General features: G+C 38.1%; 14 protein-coding genes. 10 read left to right on the top strand and 4 right to left on the bottom strand.

The annotated features are described in order from the left end of the window. Positions 1 to 7 precede the first annotated feature (7 nt). From DFQ12_RS16130 to DFQ12_RS16110, 5 genes are all read left to right on the top strand, one after another. Positions 8 to 2,578 (top strand): TonB-dependent receptor, encoded by a 2,571-nt coding sequence (locus DFQ12_RS16130; protein WP_120260103.1) that lies wholly within the window; start codon positions 8 to 10, stop codon positions 2,576 to 2,578. 1 nt (position 2,579) lies between these two features. Next, complete coding sequence (locus DFQ12_RS16125) at positions 2,580 to 3,398, top strand: DUF4249 family protein (protein WP_120260102.1); 819 nt, start codon at positions 2,580 to 2,582, stop codon at positions 3,396 to 3,398. Between the two features lie 33 nt (positions 3,399 to 3,431). Then, positions 3,432 to 4,127, top strand: a complete 696-nt coding sequence (locus DFQ12_RS16120) for an AcvB/VirJ family lysyl-phosphatidylglycerol hydrolase (protein ID WP_120260101.1) — start codon at positions 3,432 to 3,434, stop codon at positions 4,125 to 4,127. Positions 4,128 to 4,178: 51 nt separating this feature from the next. Further along, on the top strand, positions 4,179 to 6,698 hold the full coding sequence (locus tag DFQ12_RS16115) for a DUF5686 and carboxypeptidase-like regulatory domain-containing protein (RefSeq protein WP_120260100.1): 2,520 nt from the start codon (positions 4,179 to 4,181) through the stop codon (positions 6,696 to 6,698). An 83-nt stretch (positions 6,699 to 6,781) separates the two neighbouring features. After that, positions 6,782 to 9,355, top strand: a complete 2,574-nt coding sequence (locus tag DFQ12_RS16110; protein WP_120260099.1) for a phosphatidylglycerol lysyltransferase domain-containing protein — start codon at positions 6,782 to 6,784, stop codon at positions 9,353 to 9,355. Positions 9,356 to 9,402: 47 nt separating this feature from the next. On the opposite strand, the gene DFQ12_RS16105 is transcribed toward DFQ12_RS16110, so the two are convergent. Further along, on the bottom strand, positions 9,403 to 9,894 hold the full coding sequence (locus DFQ12_RS16105) for a SixA phosphatase family protein (protein WP_120260098.1): 492 nt from the start codon (positions 9,892 to 9,894) through the stop codon (positions 9,403 to 9,405). Positions 9,895 to 10,026: 132 nt separating this feature from the next. Between DFQ12_RS16105 and DFQ12_RS16100 the strand changes: the two genes are divergently transcribed. The 4 genes from DFQ12_RS16100 to DFQ12_RS16085 are packed head-to-tail and all read left to right on the top strand — an operon-like array spanning position 10,027 to position 13,283. Then, positions 10,027 to 10,836: a methyltransferase, TIGR04325 family gene (locus DFQ12_RS16100; RefSeq protein ID WP_120260097.1), complete on the top strand. Its 810-nt coding sequence runs from the start codon at positions 10,027 to 10,029 to the stop codon at positions 10,834 to 10,836. Beyond that, positions 10,833 to 11,849, top strand: a complete 1,017-nt coding sequence (locus tag DFQ12_RS16095) for a glycosyl transferase (protein ID WP_120260096.1) — start codon at positions 10,833 to 10,835, stop codon at positions 11,847 to 11,849. Before DFQ12_RS16100 ends, DFQ12_RS16095 begins: the two co-directional genes overlap by 4 nt. Continuing rightward, positions 11,828 to 12,229 carry a sugar 3,4-ketoisomerase gene (locus DFQ12_RS16090; protein ID WP_120260095.1) on the top strand — a complete coding sequence of 134 codons (402 nt, stop codon included), beginning with the start codon at positions 11,828 to 11,830 and terminating at the stop codon, positions 12,227 to 12,229. Before DFQ12_RS16095 ends, DFQ12_RS16090 begins: the two co-directional genes overlap by 22 nt. Further along, positions 12,195 to 13,283: a DegT/DnrJ/EryC1/StrS family aminotransferase gene (locus tag DFQ12_RS16085; RefSeq protein WP_120260094.1), complete on the top strand. Its 1,089-nt coding sequence runs from the start codon at positions 12,195 to 12,197 to the stop codon at positions 13,281 to 13,283. Before DFQ12_RS16090 ends, DFQ12_RS16085 begins: the two co-directional genes overlap by 35 nt. Here DFQ12_RS16085 and DFQ12_RS16080 read toward each other — a convergent pair. Then, positions 13,246 to 14,214, bottom strand: coding sequence for a DUF6492 family protein (locus DFQ12_RS16080; protein ID WP_120260093.1), 969 nt, complete (start codon positions 14,212 to 14,214; stop codon positions 13,246 to 13,248). The genes DFQ12_RS16085 and DFQ12_RS16080 overlap by 38 nt on opposite strands. A gap of 147 nt (positions 14,215 to 14,361) precedes the next feature. On the opposite strand from DFQ12_RS16080, the gene DFQ12_RS16075 reads away from it, so the two are divergent. After that, on the top strand, positions 14,362 to 15,153 hold the full coding sequence (locus tag DFQ12_RS16075) for a hypothetical protein (RefSeq protein ID WP_120260092.1): 792 nt from the start codon (positions 14,362 to 14,364) through the stop codon (positions 15,151 to 15,153). A gap of 50 nt (positions 15,154 to 15,203) precedes the next feature. On the opposite strand, the gene DFQ12_RS16070 is transcribed toward DFQ12_RS16075, so the two are convergent. Together DFQ12_RS16070 and DFQ12_RS16065 are read right to left on the bottom strand one after the other, a co-directional pair. Further along, positions 15,204 to 16,061: an alpha-1,2-fucosyltransferase gene (locus tag DFQ12_RS16070; RefSeq protein WP_120260091.1), complete on the bottom strand. Its 858-nt coding sequence runs from the start codon at positions 16,059 to 16,061 to the stop codon at positions 15,204 to 15,206. A gap of 4 nt (positions 16,062 to 16,065) precedes the next feature. Further along, a complete protein-coding gene (locus DFQ12_RS16065) occupies positions 16,066 to 17,067 on the bottom strand; it encodes a glycosyltransferase family 2 protein (RefSeq protein WP_120260090.1) in 1,002 nt (333 codons plus the stop codon). Between the last annotated feature and the right edge of the window lie 68 nt (positions 17,068 to 17,135).

Genomic DNA, 17,135 nt, shown 5'->3' with positions numbered 1-17,135 from the left:
TATTGATATGAAGGGTATTTTTCTGTATCGTTTTCTCCTTTTTTTCGGGCTGCTTATTTTGACCAGTTCGAAATCACTGGGTCAAAACAATCTAGCTGATATCCAGGTCTCCATTGACACCCAAAATAAAGAGATTATTCAGATTTTGACAGAGATTCATCGAAACTATGGTCTGTCAATGTCGTACGATGAGCAGATTTTCAATAAAAATATCATCTATGGCAGAAATTTCAATAAGTCCAGCCTGGAGGAAGTACTACATTATTTGCTGATGGATTCGAAAATCGGTTTTACAATGATCAATCGGGCATTGATTTTCTATAAGGAAGATAAGGATTTTACCATCAAAGGACGCGTTGTTGATAGTTTAAGTGGCGAGAGTTTGATCGGTGCTACCTTAATGATCCCTGAGAAGAATAAAAGCAGCTTGAGCAATAAATATGGATTTTATTCACTTACGCTTCCGCAAGGAGATTACAGTTGTTTTGTTAGCTATTTGGGGTATAAGACCCGTGCAGTTCGATTGAACTCCCAACTGGAGGATGGCTACGTACTTATTAAGCTTGCACCTGCGGGTTTGAGCCTAAATGAAGTTGTGGTGGATATAGATTCTTCGTTGATGGTCCAATATACCGGCCATTTTACTGATAAAATCAACTGGCCTCGAGCGCGCAGAAATGCATTTTATAAAGGTGAGGCCGATATTATGAAGGTTTTACAAATGCAAAATGGTATCAACGGATTGACGGAAGGAGGAAGTAATTTATTTGTTCGCGGGAGTGGTAAGGATCAGAATTTGATTCTTCTTGATGAGGCGGTGGTCTATAATCCTTCGCATTTATTTGGTTTAACCTCTGTTTTTAATTCAGATATCTTAAAAAATACGCAAGTGTATAAAGATGCACTTCCTGCAAATTTAGGTGGACGTCTTTCCTCCATTATGGATATGAGCACGAGGGATGGTGATGCCAATAATTTCCATGTTTTTGGTGGAGCCAGTTTGCTTGTTACACGACTGGGAGCAGAGGGACCCTTTATTAAAAAAGGTAAAGGTGCCTTTATTGCTACTGCACGGACCAGTCTATCCAATGTGTTGAATACGGATTACCGCTTGTTCAATGTAAAAGGTAACTATAGCGACTATAATATCAAATTGAACTATACACTTGACAATAGAAATCGTATCTATTTATCTGGGTATTATGGCCAGGACAAAGTTACCTCATCGAATAAAAATACAAATCGCTGGGGCAATTGGACCTCAACCTTACGTTGGAACCATGTGCATAGTTCGCGATTGTTTCTAAACCTCTCCGCGATATTCAGCGATTACCATAATAAATTGGATATCAGTAAACCGGAATCTCCGGATAATCAAATCTGGTTGACACGAATACGTGATCTCAGTCTGAAATCGGATTTCACCTATTTTATGGGTTTAGATCGTACCTTGGATTTTGGACTTCAGGGGACACTGCATCGTTTTAAACCAGGGGAGATATCTCCTATAAATAGCAATAACGAAGATAATATCTTTAGGGCACAGGCCTATGATTATGCAGGTTATATTTCTTTCAATTGGAAAGTAGATTCTGCATTTCGGGTTATCATTGGGACCAGGGTAAATGCTTTCTTTAATACGTCTTTTGGACGTTATTATCTTCTTGGTACTGGGCAATCAAAACCATTGGCAAATGATGCTGAAAAAAAGAAATCGTATTATGGTTTGGAGCCTCGCCTCTCGCTACAATATAAATTGGGCACAGATTATGCATTACGATTGGGTTATAGTCGGAGCTATCAATACTTGCAACTCTTGCAAAATGATGAGCTCGCATTTTCCTCTTTGGAGGCATGGGTACCCGCGGGTCCAAATATAAAACCGCAGTATGCGGATGTATTTTCTTTTCGTGTCAATAGATTAATGTATAAAGGCAATATTGGGCTGGAGGGCTATTGGAAGAAAATGGGAAATCAGGTTGAATTGATTGACCATGCGCAACTCATTCTTAATCCTTTTATCGAAACGCAGTTGCGACAGGGAAATGGGCGGGCTTATGGACTGGAATTGTCCATCAACCAGCGCTTTGGAGATTTGTCGGCTAGCGTACTCTATAGTTGGTCTAGGTCTTTTCGAAAGATAAATGGGATCAACAAAGGGAAGGAATATGTAGCTAACTTTGATATCCCTCACGTGCTTAAGAGTAATTTGTCTTATGACTTGGGACGCAGTGTTCATTTTAGTGCTTTCTATACAATTCATACAGGAAGACCTTTAACTTATCCAATTGGATTTATGGAATACGAGGGGATCTACGTACCAGTTTATTCCAGCCGTAATTCTCAGCGTATGCCCACTTTTAGTCGATTGGATCTGAATTGCTCAGTAGATCTGGAAACTAGTCAACAGCGGCAACGGGGTACACGGCATACATTGAATTTTGGCTTATACAATGTTTTTAATCAGCGGAATCCGCTTTATTATAGTTTTTCGGAAGATAGTAATGGAAACTTAGCTATCAAAAAAAACTCGTTCTCTGGACGGGTACCATCAATCAGTTACGCAATGAGGTTTTAATATGAGAGTGTTTTTGATTTTTATCGCTTGTTGCCTGCTACTTTCTTGCAAGAAGTCAGAGGTCGATACAGGACAGTCCTATGATATGATCGTCGAAGGTGGGATCAATACGATGTATAAAGAGCAGTATATCCAATTGAAAAAATTGGATGGATTGCATTCAAATGGGATGGCTGTCGGGGTTACTGGAGCTACTGTGCAGATCGTTAACGGACCAAATACAATCGAATTCAAAGAATTGGGAGAAGGGCTCTATATGGGTGAGCTATTTAACTTGAAGGATACTGTCGGAAATATCTTCCAGTTACGGATAACATTGAACGGTAAGGTGTATGAAGCACAGGACCAATTGGTGCCAACTGTCCCTATTGAAAAGGCGTTTTTGCCAGTTGAAAAGAGAGGCATAAATAACAGTTGGGAAGTTAAAGTCAGCAAACATCTATTTGGTATGAAAACTTCCAATAAATGGTTGATTATACCCCAGAAGGATTTTTCAAATGAAGATATCTCTACCTTCCGGTTACCGTTTAGTTATAGCTATCGCTTAGGAGCCCCTAATGTACTCAATACATTGCTTGGACGTACCTATAATTACGAGATGTCAAAAAAGGATAGTCTGATGGTGTTTAAGCTTTCTGTGTCACCACGCTATGCACGATTCCTTTACAACCTCTTTCAGGAGACGGAATGGAAGGGCCTATTGTCTGCGGTTCCTGCAAATGTGGAAGGAAATGTTTCGGGTAATACGCTTGGCTTTTTCTATGTTATGGACGGAGTTTATAAGACGATCCCGATAAAAGATATTAGAAACAGCAAATAATTTTATATATACCCAATTTATCATTTTACAACAATGAAAACTGAACAATTTAGAGCGGTCAGGCTACTTATGCTTTTGTTTTTCTGCTTATGTTTGAGTGGATTTATCCAGGCAGGCAATCTTCCAAACTACGTAATACCACTTAAGGATAACACGAATAAACAGAAAACCATGCTGGTATTTATCACAGGAGATGGTGGCTATAATGATTTTAGCAAGAGTTTACTTGCTTATTTTACACAGGAGGGATATCCCCGGCTGGTGATTGATGCTAAAAAATATTTTTGGAAGAAGAAAGATCCACAGGAAGCTGGGCGGGATTTTGAACGGTATATTGATCATTTCAAAAAGGAATGGAATTGCGATCAGATCTACATTATCGGTCATTCATTTTCAGCGGGTGTGTTACCTTTTGTCCTCAGTAATTTTTCAGATCCTTTAAAAAAAACGATCAGACATGTGACTTTTTTATCACCGGATCAGTATGCGAGTTTTGAGGTAACAATTTCGACCATGCTCAACTGGAAGCAGAAAGCAAATGGCTATGATGTGCTCGCTGAAATTATGAAACTAAAGCAATTTCCGGCTACTTATGTATTTTGCCGTGAGGGAGAGGAAGATCTTGTGAAAATGTATCGAAACGCGGGACTAAAAGTCGATGTATTGGCCGGACCACATAACTACAATCGCGATTTTAAAACAATATACAATACGATTCGATTAAGATAAGATTCTTATTAGGACTTTTTTAGATAAACCTTGTCATCTTACTGAATTTAGATGCAAGGTTTTTTTATGCGATATCGTTTTTTATTGATTTTATTGTTCTTTACTTCTCGAATATTTGGACAAGGAGCTTCACTGACAGGTATTGTCCTGGACGCTACAACCGAAAAACCAATCCAAGGTGTAACAGTAAAGCTTTCCAATACCACAAAATCTGTTGGTACAAACAAAGAGGGGCAGTTTTCATTGCCTTCTATGCCTGATAACTGGACGTTGATATTCAGTGCTGTCGGTTACAAAAAGCAGCTATTCCCGATGAGCGTTGCACAAGGAAAAAAAGTACTTATCATCCGATTGGAAGATGAACAACAAAGCTTGGATGAGGTAGTTGTACTTGCCCCCAAGAGAAAAAAATATTCAAATAAACATAATCCAACGGTGGATTTGATCCGTAAAGTGATCGAAAGGCGCGATGAAAATAATGCCTTGAATGCAGCTGTTGGCAACTACCGAGAATACGAGAAGCTTTCCATGTCGCTCGCTATTCAGAATCAAAAAGTAGATAAATCCCGTTTATTGAAACGTTTTGGATTTTTAAAACAGGGTATGGATACTTTGAAATATCCCGGTAGATCATTGGTGCCAATATTTATGGACGAAAAAATCGGACAGCGCCAATTGGATAAGGCCAAGGGAAATACGTTTGCATTATTGGGGGAGAACCAATCACGTGTAGACCAATATCTGGATGAAGATGGTATTGATGAATATCTGGATAAGATCTACGGCGAAACAAATATCTATGATACGGATGTGTCGATAGGAAATAGACGCTTTTTAAGCCCCATCGCCACACTGGGGCCGTCCTTTTATAAATATTATCTAGTAGATACTTTAAAAGAGAAAAAGCCATGGCACGTTAAAATTAGGGTGGAGCCACGGAATAAGGAAGATGCATTGTTTTCGGGATATATCTATATTCGATTGGACGGTACCTATGCCTTGGACCAGGCTGAACTGTCGATCAATGAAGCAACGAACATCAATTGGGTGCGGGGCCTGAATATTGAGTTAAATTATTCTGAAGATAAAGCGCACCGTTTTTTTCTCAGTAGAGGTGTGCTTCGGATAGATCTGGGGATTTTCAAGGATGGTATGGGATTGTTTGGTGAGAAAGTAACCACTCGCTCTGTGCTGGATTCTCTACAACTAGCATTGAATGTAAAGGGTGTAACCGGTCGGGGGGCGGAGAACCCCAATGCGATCAATTGGGAACAGACAAGACCTGAAAAGCTAAGTAAACTGGAACAGCAGGCTTTTACGAATATTGACAGTTTAAAACAATCAAGGTCTTTTAAAAACCTGATGGCTTTAGGATGTTTTATCATATCAGGCTACTATGGTCGTGGTGTGATTGAGATTGGATCTGTTCCTTCATTTTACAGTTTTAATCCAATAGAGGGTAGCCGGTTTAAGTTTGGGGGCAATACAACTGATGCATTTAGTAAAACCTTGCTATTGGAAGGGTATGCAGCATACGGTACCAGAGATAGGCAATGGAAATATAATCTGGGAGCAACCTATTCTTTTAATAAGCAATCCGTATATAAGTTTCCGGTCAAACTGCTCAGTGTAAAAGTGAATAAAGAAGTTCAGGTACCGGGACAGGATCTTACTTTTATTGACAATGATAATTTTCTGCTTTCTTTTAGACGGGGCGAAAATGATAAGATGTTTTATCTGCAACGGAGACACGTGGAATACTCTCAGGAATTTGAAAACCATCTTTCGTTTAAACTGGGTTTCTTCAATCAGATTTTAAGTCCTGCAGGGATTCTCGAATTTGACCATAGGGCGTTCAGAACAAGTCGTGACAACGAGTTGTGGACCTCAGCTTTTACGGGGGAGCTGCGTTGGGCTCCTGCGGAAAAACTCTATCAGGGAAAACGCTATAGACGTATTATTAATACAGGAAAACCTGTTTTTACATTGGCAGCACAGATCGGGGTGAAGGGCGTTTTGGGCGGAGATTATAATTATCAGCGTTTCATCTTTAACGCGAATAAGCGATTCTATGCATCACAATTTGGTTTTACAGATGCTGTGTTCGAGTCTGGGGTGCAGTTTGGCAAGGTTCCCTATCCGCTCATGATTATCCATCGTGCAAACCAGACCTATTCCTATCAGTTGAATTCGTATAATTTGATGAATTCGATGGAATTTATGAGTGATAAATATACATCGCTGTTGTTACAGCATTCTTTCAACGGTTTTTTTCTGAATAAGATTCCACTCCTTAAGAAGTTGGACCTTCGTGAAATCGCTTCAGTAAAAGTGCTTTATGGCAGAGTGGATGCATCCAATCGCTATACCAAAAACTTTGATACAACTCCAAAGCATCCCAGCGAACCGCAGTTATTTTCGCTCAATCGTGGGGCTTATGTGGAAGGTAGCGTGGGGCTGAGTAATATCTTCAAGATCCTGCGTGTAGATCTGGTTCGTCGTTTTACCTATCTGGACAATCCGGGAGTATCACCCTGGGGTGTACGGGCGAAAATTGGTGTCGATTTTTAAATAGAAAAAAATGTATTGGGACTATTTACAAGAAATGGTGTCATTACATAAATAGCAGTAAGAAACAACAGTAGCGCAGTAGCATGATGAAGAACAAAATGTTGATCTGGAAATCCTTTCTGGGACTAATAATGATCTTTGGAGCCTTATACTTTTTTGCCAATCAACGGCAGGAACTTGCCTCTTCTTTACAGCTTATCCAATCGAGTTCCCTATTTTGGATCGCAGTAGGTATTGTGATTTCTTTGGCCTATATCGCTATGCAGGGGTTGGTTTACGTCTATAGTTTCAAATCTTTGCGACAAAAACTTTCACTTGGTGGAGCTACTCGCTTGTTTCTGAAAAGAAACTTCATTAGTGTATTCTTGCCTGCAGGTGGATTTACTTCCTTAGCATTTTTTAAGAAGGAGGTCAATCAAGAAGGGATCTCTGATTCGAGTTCCAATCTCGCCTCAGTAATTTATGCAGTTATTAGCTTGGTTTCTTTATTTATACTTTGCCTCGTAGTTTTTCTTTTTATAGGAATCGCTGGGCTCGACCTGCAATTGGTTGGGATAATGCTCGCTTTTACGGCCTTGTTGATTGCCTTTGGATGGTATTGCCGCTCATTTTATCAGCAGGGGCAAGTATATCATTTAACGGTGCGCTATTTTCCTTCGGTAGCGACAATCTGGGAAGAACTCAAGGGAAATGGGATAGACTTTAAAGCTGTGTTTCAAAGTTTACTCTGGGCAACAGCGATTGAATTTGTGGGTATCTTGCATATATATATTGCCATGCTTGCGCTTGGTTTTGACACTTCCTTGTTGGCTTGTACCGTGACCTATGCTGTAGGAACATTGGTTTATTGTTTTTCTCCACTGATGAAGGGTGTAGGGCTAATTGAAGTTTCCATGGTCGTAGTTTTGTGCAGCTTTGGCTACACCGAAGAGCAGGCTATTTCAATCTCATTGTTATACCGTTTATTTGAGTTTTGGGGACCATTGGCACTGGGTGGAATGAGCTTCTTCGTTAATAAAAACAATATTTTCGTACGGATACTTCCTTCGGTTTTTATCTTCGCGATGGGTATCATCAATATTATTTCGGTGTTGACACCCGCAATTCATAGCCGGATTGCTGTGCTCAAACAGTTTATATCCTATGATGCGCTCAACTTTTCCAATGCTGCAGTGCTATTTTTTGGCATTTTGCTGGTTATGTGTTCCGGATTTTTACTGAAAGGTCTACGTACGGCCCGGTACGCTGCGGTTGCATTGTGTTCACTTTCCATTGTTGCTAATCTATCCAAAGGACTTGATTTTGAAGAAGCCTGGTTTGCCTTTCTGGTATTGCTGATGTTGCTTTATTCATCGCGACATTATTTTGTACAGAGCAATCGTAAGCTGACGATGCCGAATCTAGGCTTGGTTTTATGGCCTATTGGCGTTGTGCTGCTCTATGGAATTATCGGATTTTACTTCCTTAACGCCAGGCATTTCAATATGGATTTTACGATCGTAAATGCCGTAGGGAGTACATTACACAGTTTCGTGCTGTTGAATGGAGATGTAGCCGAACCGCAGACTGCTATCGGGCAATATTTTTTGTATTCCATTAACTTTTTCAGTGTGGTTAGTCTTTCCGCATTATTTTATTGGCTGGTCAATCCCTGTCAGGCAGCTGTAGTGGAGATGGAAGGAAAAATAGAACTTGCTCAAAAGTTGCTTGAACGTTATGGTAAATCTCCCGTAGACTATTTTAAAACCTATGGCGACAAAGAAATTTTTCTGAATGATGAAGAAACTGGGTTTATAGCCTACAAAAAATGTTATGGTTTTGCTATTGTCCTGGAGGGACCAGTCTGTGAGGATAGAGAGTCTGTGATAAAAGAACTGATTAATTCCTTTGAGTGGTACTGTCGTCGATCGAGCTTAAAAACTGCTTATTATCGTGTTGATGGGAAATACTTAGGAATTTTCAAACAGCTAGGGAAGAAATCATTTTTAATCGGCGAGGAAGCTATTGTAAATGTAGACAGCTTTTCATTGGAAGGCAAGAAACGAAAGTCATTGCGGAATGCGGTAAATAGTATTGAAAAGAAGGGATTTGTATCCAATTTATATCGCGCTCCTTTGTCAAATGGCTTGCTTCAGAAATTGCAGGTTGTTTCAGACCATTGGCTGAGGGATATGAAACGTTCGGAGCGAGTTTTCTCACAGGGGATGTTTGATCTGGGAAAGATTAAAAATAGCCACGTAATTACATTGGAAGACAACGAAGGTCGGATTTTGGCATTCCTGAATATCATTCCCAACTATGCTCCAGATGAAGCGACTTATGATCTGATACGCAAATTGCAGGATGCCCCCGGAGGGAATATGGATGTGTTAATTATCCGTTTTTTGGAGTATTGTAAAGAAGAAGGCTATTCCTATTTGAATATGGGATTGGCTCCTTTCTCGGGATTCGACAAGAAGAAAGGGCTTGTAGAACGTCTTATCAACTTCCTCTATGAGAATAATACATACTTCCGTCAACCCAAAGGCCTGAAGGAATTTAAGGAAAAATTCGATCCCTGTTGGGTGGAGAAGTTTGTGGTTTATTCACATGATCTGGATTTGATCACAGTGCCTTTAGTGATTGATAAGGCTATGAAATCAACTGCCGCGAAGTGATAAGACGATCAATTGTCAGTAGACAAATTTGTTCTTTGAATAGAATTTTAATCAATAATCTGTACAAGATCTGCGCAATTGCCACTGAGCATTTGAAAGGTAAAACCAGTATCGAGTTTAATCTCCGCAAATGATGAAGTACGGAGGTAGGCTGACTTTCTGGTTAGAAATTCAACCAGGTCGGTCAATGTTGGATTGTGGCCAAAGAGTAAGACATGATCAATATGATCTGGGATGGTATTGATGACCGAAAGTAAGTGTTTGTAGGTGCATTCATAAATAGACTCTTCAATTTGAATATCAAAAGAAGGAGATCCCATTACATCCAAAAAAACACGAGCGGTCTGTAAGGCTCTATTGGCAGGAGAACTGATAACGACACTATTTTCATTGAGTGTCAGTTTAGCTGCTAGCTTCTCTGCGACCTGTTTTGCATGTTGTATGCCTTCGGATGTCAATGCACGATCAAAGTCATTTATCCCGGGAATAGTTTCGGCTTTGGCGTGTCGGATGATATAAAGTTTTTTACTGTTGTCCATGATTAAAATTTTTGATTCTATACTATTAACGCAATGCAGAAGTATTTCATTGTAAAAAGAATGAAGATTCCACTATATAATAACAAAATAGTATGAGATGAGTTCTCTGGTTGCCAAAAAATAATAAGTTAAATGATAAAAAAGCTCTTTTTAAAAAATAAGAAAAAACGAGAAAAAAGCGTGCCGGAATATGGCTGGTTTGGGAGCTATATAGGCTGGGATGAGGTCAAACGATTGACAGATGGCTACGACAAGAATTTGATTTTAGATAAAACTCGTCAGTCGATGCTAGCGATTCGAGATGGGCGTGCTGTTTATGAAAGAGATTCGGTACTTTTTGAGAAAAAAGAATACCCTTTTGCTATAATTTCAAGCCTACTCTATATCGCTCTGAAGAACGATATGAAATTGAAAGTAGTTGATTTTGGAGGTTCTTTGGGTACAACCTATTACCAAGTACGTGAGTTTCTGACACCTTTACGGTCCCTAGAATGGCATATCGTGGAGCAAGAATCATATGTTGTAATTGGGAAAGAAGAATTTGAGAACGACCAATTAAAATTCTATAAAACTATCGAAAGCAGTTTGGAAGATGGAGTTGCTCATGTAGTCCTTTTGTCTAGTGTTGTTCAATATCTGGAAAAACCACATGAGTTTTTGTCCTATCTCACTGGATTATCAGTTGAGTATATCCTTTTTGATCGAACAGCATTCGTGGTTGAGGGACCGGACAGATTGACCTTACAACGTGTTCCACCTTTTATATATGATGCGTCCTATCCAGCTTGGTTTTTTAACGAAACTAATTTTTTGAGCCATTTTGAAGATTACGAAATTCAGACTGAATTTACTTCCTATGTAATTGGTGAGCAGGATATGCTGATCGATGGAAAAGTGGAAGGATATGATAAAGGATTTTTTTTAAAAAAAATAATACGATGAATAACTTCTGCACCTTATTTAATTCAAAATATTTAACGCGTGGTTTGGCGATGTATAGATCGTTAGAGAAGCAGACGCGAGATTTTCATCTCTACATATTCGCATTTGATGACAACTGTTTTTCGGTGCTGAAAAGCCTTAATTTGGAGAGAGCCACTATTATACCTCTTGTTCAATTTGAGGATGCGGAATTGTTGGCCGTAAAACCTACTCGTAAGGAAAATGAGTATTGTTGGACCTGCACACCTTCCATTATACGCTATGCAATTAGAACTTATGGTTTGAAATCTTGTACATATATCGATGCAGACCTATTGTTTTTTGGTAATCCTCAGGTTCTATTCGAAGAGATGGGAGATAAATCGGTATTAATTACACCACATCACTATACTGAAAGATATGATCAATCTGCGACCAGTGGTATCTATTGTGTACAATTTGTTTGCTTTAAAAACACCGTAGAGGGAATGGCTGTATTGGAATGGTGGCGGGATGCATGTTTGGAATGGTGTTATTGCCGTATGGAAGATGGTAAGTTCGGTGACCAGAAATATCTTGATGACTGGACCACGCGCTTTGACTGTGTACATGCACTGGAGCACCGAGGAGGCGGAGTAGCTCCTTGGAATATGCAACAATATAACTTTGGATATAGAGATGGGGCTGTATGGGCACAAAAGGCGGTTTGTCGATTCGCTTTTCCGGTTATTTTTTATCACTATCATGCTTTTAGAATTGCTGAAGCCAACAGTTTTATCCCATTGCCTGATGGTCTTTATGATTTGAACGAAAATGCACTCACTTTTATGTATAGACCTTATATGCAGGCATTGGTTGAAGCGAACAATGAACTAAAGAAGAAAGGTGTCAGAACTTTGGCTCACGAAAATATAACCATTCCTAGGATTCGAAAATCCATTCGACGAATGGTCAAACTGTATTTCACAGGGAAGTTTAGGGAATTTTATCACATCAATTATTTTAAAAGACAATGGCTTACCAAATTGATCTAAAAACATTCACCGATAATCGGGGGCATCTAACGGTGATCGAAAAAGTAATACCTTTCGATGTGAAGCGGATATTTTATATCTATGGCGTAGATGGATCTACCCGTGGCGGACATCGACATCATCAAACAATACAAGCGGCAATTTGCTTGAAAGGAAGTTGTGCGATCTATAACCAGGACGGAATTAATGAGCGCGTTTTTGAATTGAATTCACCAGATCAATGCCTGATTTTGGAACCCAAAGACTGGCATCAGATGTTTGATTTTTCCGAGGATGCAATCCTTATGGTTCTTGCTTCCGAATATTTTGATTTAACAGATTATATTTACGAACCTTATATTATACATGATCGCTTACGAGAGCTTGCAGCAAGTCAATAAGGAATTTATGGATGAGTATACCAATGCTTTCCAGAGTGTATTGCATGGCGGCTGGTATATTTTGGGAAAAGAGGTTGCGCAGTTCGAACAATCATTTGCGAGCTATTGCGGTGTTGAACACTGTATTGGAGTAGCATCGGGGTTGGACGCGCTGGTTTTGTCGTTACGTTATTTTGGTTTTAAGCCGGGAGACGAAGTGATTGTTCCGGCAAATACCTATATCGCATCGATACTCGCGATTATGCAGGTTGGCCTAAAACCAGTTTTGGTAGAACCCGATGTAACGACTTACAATATTGATCCAGAAAAAATTGAATCTGCTATTACAGTACGTACGAGAGCGATTCTTGTCGTACATCTTTATGGAAAGATGTGTGACATGGATCCCATTTTACTGGTTGCGGAACAATATGATTTAAAAGTTGTTGAGGATTGTGCGCAAGCGCATGGGGCTATTTACAAAGGACAAAAGGCCGGCTCATGTGGCGATTTTGGTGCATTCAGCTTTTATCCAACAAAGAATTTAGGGGCCTTGGGGGATGCGGGAGCTATCACCTGTAAAGATCATGAACTAAATAAATCTATTCGTACATTACGGAATTATGGTTCTTCAGCTAAATATGTATTTGATGAAGTGGGCTACAACTCTCGGCTTGATGAGCTTCAAGCAGCTTTCTTATCTGTAAAATTGAAGTATTTGGATAAGATTACAGCACATAAACAGAAATTAGCCGCAATTTATCGACGAGAACTAAAATCTGATTTTATTCTTCCAGGCGTACAAGCTGGTTTTGAGGATGTTTACCATATTTTCGCTATACGCCATGCTGAGCGAGATCGGCTAAAAAAGTATTTACTAAATAACAACATTGGAACAGAAATTCATTATCCAATAGCTCCACACCAACAGAAAGCTATGAACGGGATTTTATCCGGAGCAAGTTATCCAGTCTCTGAAGAAATTCATCGAACAATACTTAGTCTTCCTATTTCCTATGGCCATACAGAAGAGGATATTAATAGGGTGGTTGAGGTAATGAATAAGTTTTCCTAAAGTTTTTTATGATTAATTTATTCAGGGATCTCATCAATGGAATTTTTTCCAAGAAAAAAAATAAGGCGACACGTCTTTTGTTGGCTTTAATCTGTTTAGGATTAATATCTTGCCATATTTCGAATGTCGCATAATGTAAACCTAAGACCTCTAAAAAATCGAGGTCTTTTGTATTTGGTAGAGTGCCCAAAATCATGCTGCCATTTCTAGTTGTATTTAATAATTCCGACGGAGAGTTTCGTAAGCGAAAATCGTCGGGGTAGGTTGAATTAAGAAAATTACCGTAAGTTTCATATTCCGAGAATCCCGAAAGTGCCAAATCTTTTGTGGCTATATTTTCAAGGATATAATACGGCCATGCCTGATCTCCTGCTTTTTTGCTGATCTCAAGTAACATGTTTTGCATCAGCTTTGTTTGGACCATAAAATGTTCAGATATAAATGAGTAGTTGACCGTTTTTTTCAGACCAAGTATATGTTCCAATGTTTCAAAATATGGCTGGTGATTTTCTTCACTCTTGTGGATAAGTACCTTATCTTCTTTATTAAAGAAATCGATTGGTTTTAATGGGATGGTATCTGCGTCCCATATCAGATAATAGTCACTTTGAATAATTTTGGAAATTTCCAATTTTAAGAATTGCTGGAAGTACCAGCCGGCTCGATCTCCATTATTTATTTTTTGTTTTAGGAAGTTGGTGACAGACCGAAAATTGAACTGGTCAAATAGTTCATTTTCGTTAATGAGAACTAAGTTGGTTAGATTGAGTGATTGAAATTTTTCGAAATGAGAAGAGTTTGTTATGACATAAATTTGTTGTGTCTGAAAAAATCGCTTAGCCTGATTGATCACAATTTTTGCAATTTCGATGTGCTGTGGACCAACACATATGGCAAGATCATAGCATTTTTTTTCTTTTTTTAAATCCATGTGTACAAAGATAAGTCTTAATGTAGTGAAATGCTATAGGTAGGTTAATTAAAAATTAATTCGAACTTATTTTTCTGTATATGACATATGTGTTCTTAAAACTGTTAATTTTACTTATATTTGAGTGTTTTTAATAATTATAAAAAAATGAAAAGTATTTTTAAGATAAACTTATTTATGTTTGCTTTATTTGCTATAGCGACAGTTATTTCATGTGGCAAAGAAAAGGCAGAAATTGGACAAGAATCGGAGATAGAGGCATCCGTAAAAAAAAATGAGGGTCATGATGTTACAGCTTTAAAAGCATTTTATAGAAACTCCCAAAATTTACAGACCTCTTCTAATTCAAAAGGATGTTATCCCTTATTTGAACCTCAGATGCCGGGCTATTGTGGTTATCCATCAAAATGGTTTTATGACTTTGTGGTAAAGAAAAATCAGCCCTACGAAATTATTGATCTTCAACACTATAAAAATTCAATTTTAAGGTTACACGCCTCGATTTCATTTCCATTTGTTATCTCAAGCCCTAACGGAAGGTTTTCTCTAGTGGGACAAAACGATGGAAATCTTTATATTAAAGATAACAATAATAACAAGGTTCTATGGGATGCTGGATCATATAAAAAATATGGAGCGGGAGCAACATATAAAATGTCTTTCCACGGCGACGGCAATCTAGTAATTTATGCAAAACGTATAAATATGGCGGATGATACTGTTTTTACAACTCCTAATTTGTACGTGCCTCCTACGGATCAATATAGCGGAGGAACATATAGAGCATTCTATGTGTTGCAAGATGATGGAAATTTTGTGTTGTATTATAGTTTAGATGATTGGGGGATGCCACCTTTGACTTCTGTTGGTGCACAACCAATCGCAGAAACAAGAACTTGGGGCGGAAGAATTTCGAATCAGTGGAATCAGATCAAATAATTTTTTGATGTATCCTATAATAGATTTAAAATATCTATTATAGGATATTCTTAAAATTTGATGAATGCTGGTAGAATAAGTCCTGAAGTGTCTAATTTATTGTCGTTAATCCATTTTTGTGGCGATACTACGACCTTGTTTGGATTTTCGTTTAACCAAGCGCCCCACCAACTGAAACTACTATTGGCAATAATGTGATGTTTGCACTGCGACATTAATTGCATATCTTTAAAACTATTGCTTTCAGTATTGTGCTCAACAAAAATTGCATTTAGATCATTAAACTGCGCCTTACACCAGCTAATATCATTGGAAAATACAATAAATAGCGGTGATTCTTGTGTTTCAAGCATATATTGTATGCTTCTTTGATAATATTCTTCAGTGCAGATATCTTTAAATAACGGTTCTCGTAAATAATCTCCTCGGCGAACATGTACTGACACTGCGTTCTGCTGTTGAATTAAATGTTGTATATGTATGTTTTTAGCGTCTTCGAAAGGGGGAAATTGGAGCCGTTCGCGAAGAATTGGAGCTACTTGATTAATGTAATCAATATGTTGCCAATATCCCCAATAGTAATGACTTCTATTATCCTCAAAAATTTTCGCTGAGTAGGTAAATTGCGGTGATTCTTCAAGATAAGCATTTTTAGTATTGTATACTCTTCTTAGTTTACGCCAGAGCCAGCTTCCATTATATCGTGTATAAATATTTCGTTCAAATGAACTTATCTCTGGGAGTTTAATGTTAAATATTGTCTCCAGTTCGAAACCATTATGTAATTTATAATCTTCGAAATCAACTAAATCAGCTTTTACATGTTTGAATTTTTGCTCTAAAGCTAAAAAGAAGGCATATTGAAATAGCTGATTACCAAGGCCTCCCAAAAATTTGACTATTTTCATTTTTTTATTTAAAAAGATTTTTGACTGTATTCTTCAATGCCCGTCGCAATTGTTTAGCTGTAATATATTTCCATCCAAAGAAAGGTGAAGTGAAAAAAAGTACAAATGTTTGTTTTCCAGCCTTTTTTATAATGACTTCATACCATTTTTCAAATATAAACTTCTGAACTTCAAGTGTTGGTTTTTCTGCTGCTCCAATATGATTAAATAAAGTTGTGTAGAACTCTTTATAATCTTTTATATCAATATTGTTCCATATAAACGGCGGGGTTAATATTTTTTGATATTTTTTGTCTGAAGGTAGATTTAGATGGAAAAGAATATGTTCTTTAATAAGTATTAACTGATTGTCCAATTCAACCGCAAATTTTTTTGAAATGCCCATAGGGTGTTCACGATATAACAATAGAGCTTCATCTAGATTTAATACAGGATATTTTGTTGAAATTCTAAGAAAAAGGTCATAGTCTTCCGCAAGAGGAAGCCGATATCCGCCAAATTCTCTAAAGACGCTTGTTCGTATCATAACAGAAGAATGAGCAAAGCTATTTCCAAAAAATAGGCGATATCGAAGCAGCTGTGGATCGGTTTCTACTTTAATCTGCTGCCCCGTGAGATGACCATTGGAATCAATAATAGATGCATGTGAGCCAATAAGCGCTAATTGAGGCTGTTTGTTGAACTTATTCAATAAGATCTCAAGACGGTTAGGTGTAGCGATATCATCACTGTCCATAATGGCAATAAATTCGCCTATGGCCTCCTCTATCGCACGATTCCTAGTGTATACAACGCCTTGATTGTTCTCATTTTGAAGTAACTTGATTCTATTATCATCGAAGGTGTTTATTTGTTCTATAGTACCATCTGTTGATCCATCATCAATTATTAAGAGCTCAAAATTAGCATATGTCTGATTGAGTATACTCTTAATTGCCTGTGAAATATAACGCTCGGAATTATAGGCTGCCATGAGCACAGTGACTGTTGGAATTTTTGTATTCATCGACAAGGAAATAATCAAGTTCTTGTTTAAATGTTTTATATTTACAGAATAAAGTAAGTGTAGTTACT

The sequence above is a fragment of the Sphingobacterium detergens genome, from assembly GCF_003610355.1.
In the GTDB taxonomy this organism is placed as follows: Bacteria; Bacteroidota; Bacteroidia; order Sphingobacteriales; family Sphingobacteriaceae; genus Sphingobacterium; species Sphingobacterium detergens.
Note: the sequence above shows the minus strand (reverse complement) of the source record. Positions and strands in the feature narration are given on the sequence as shown.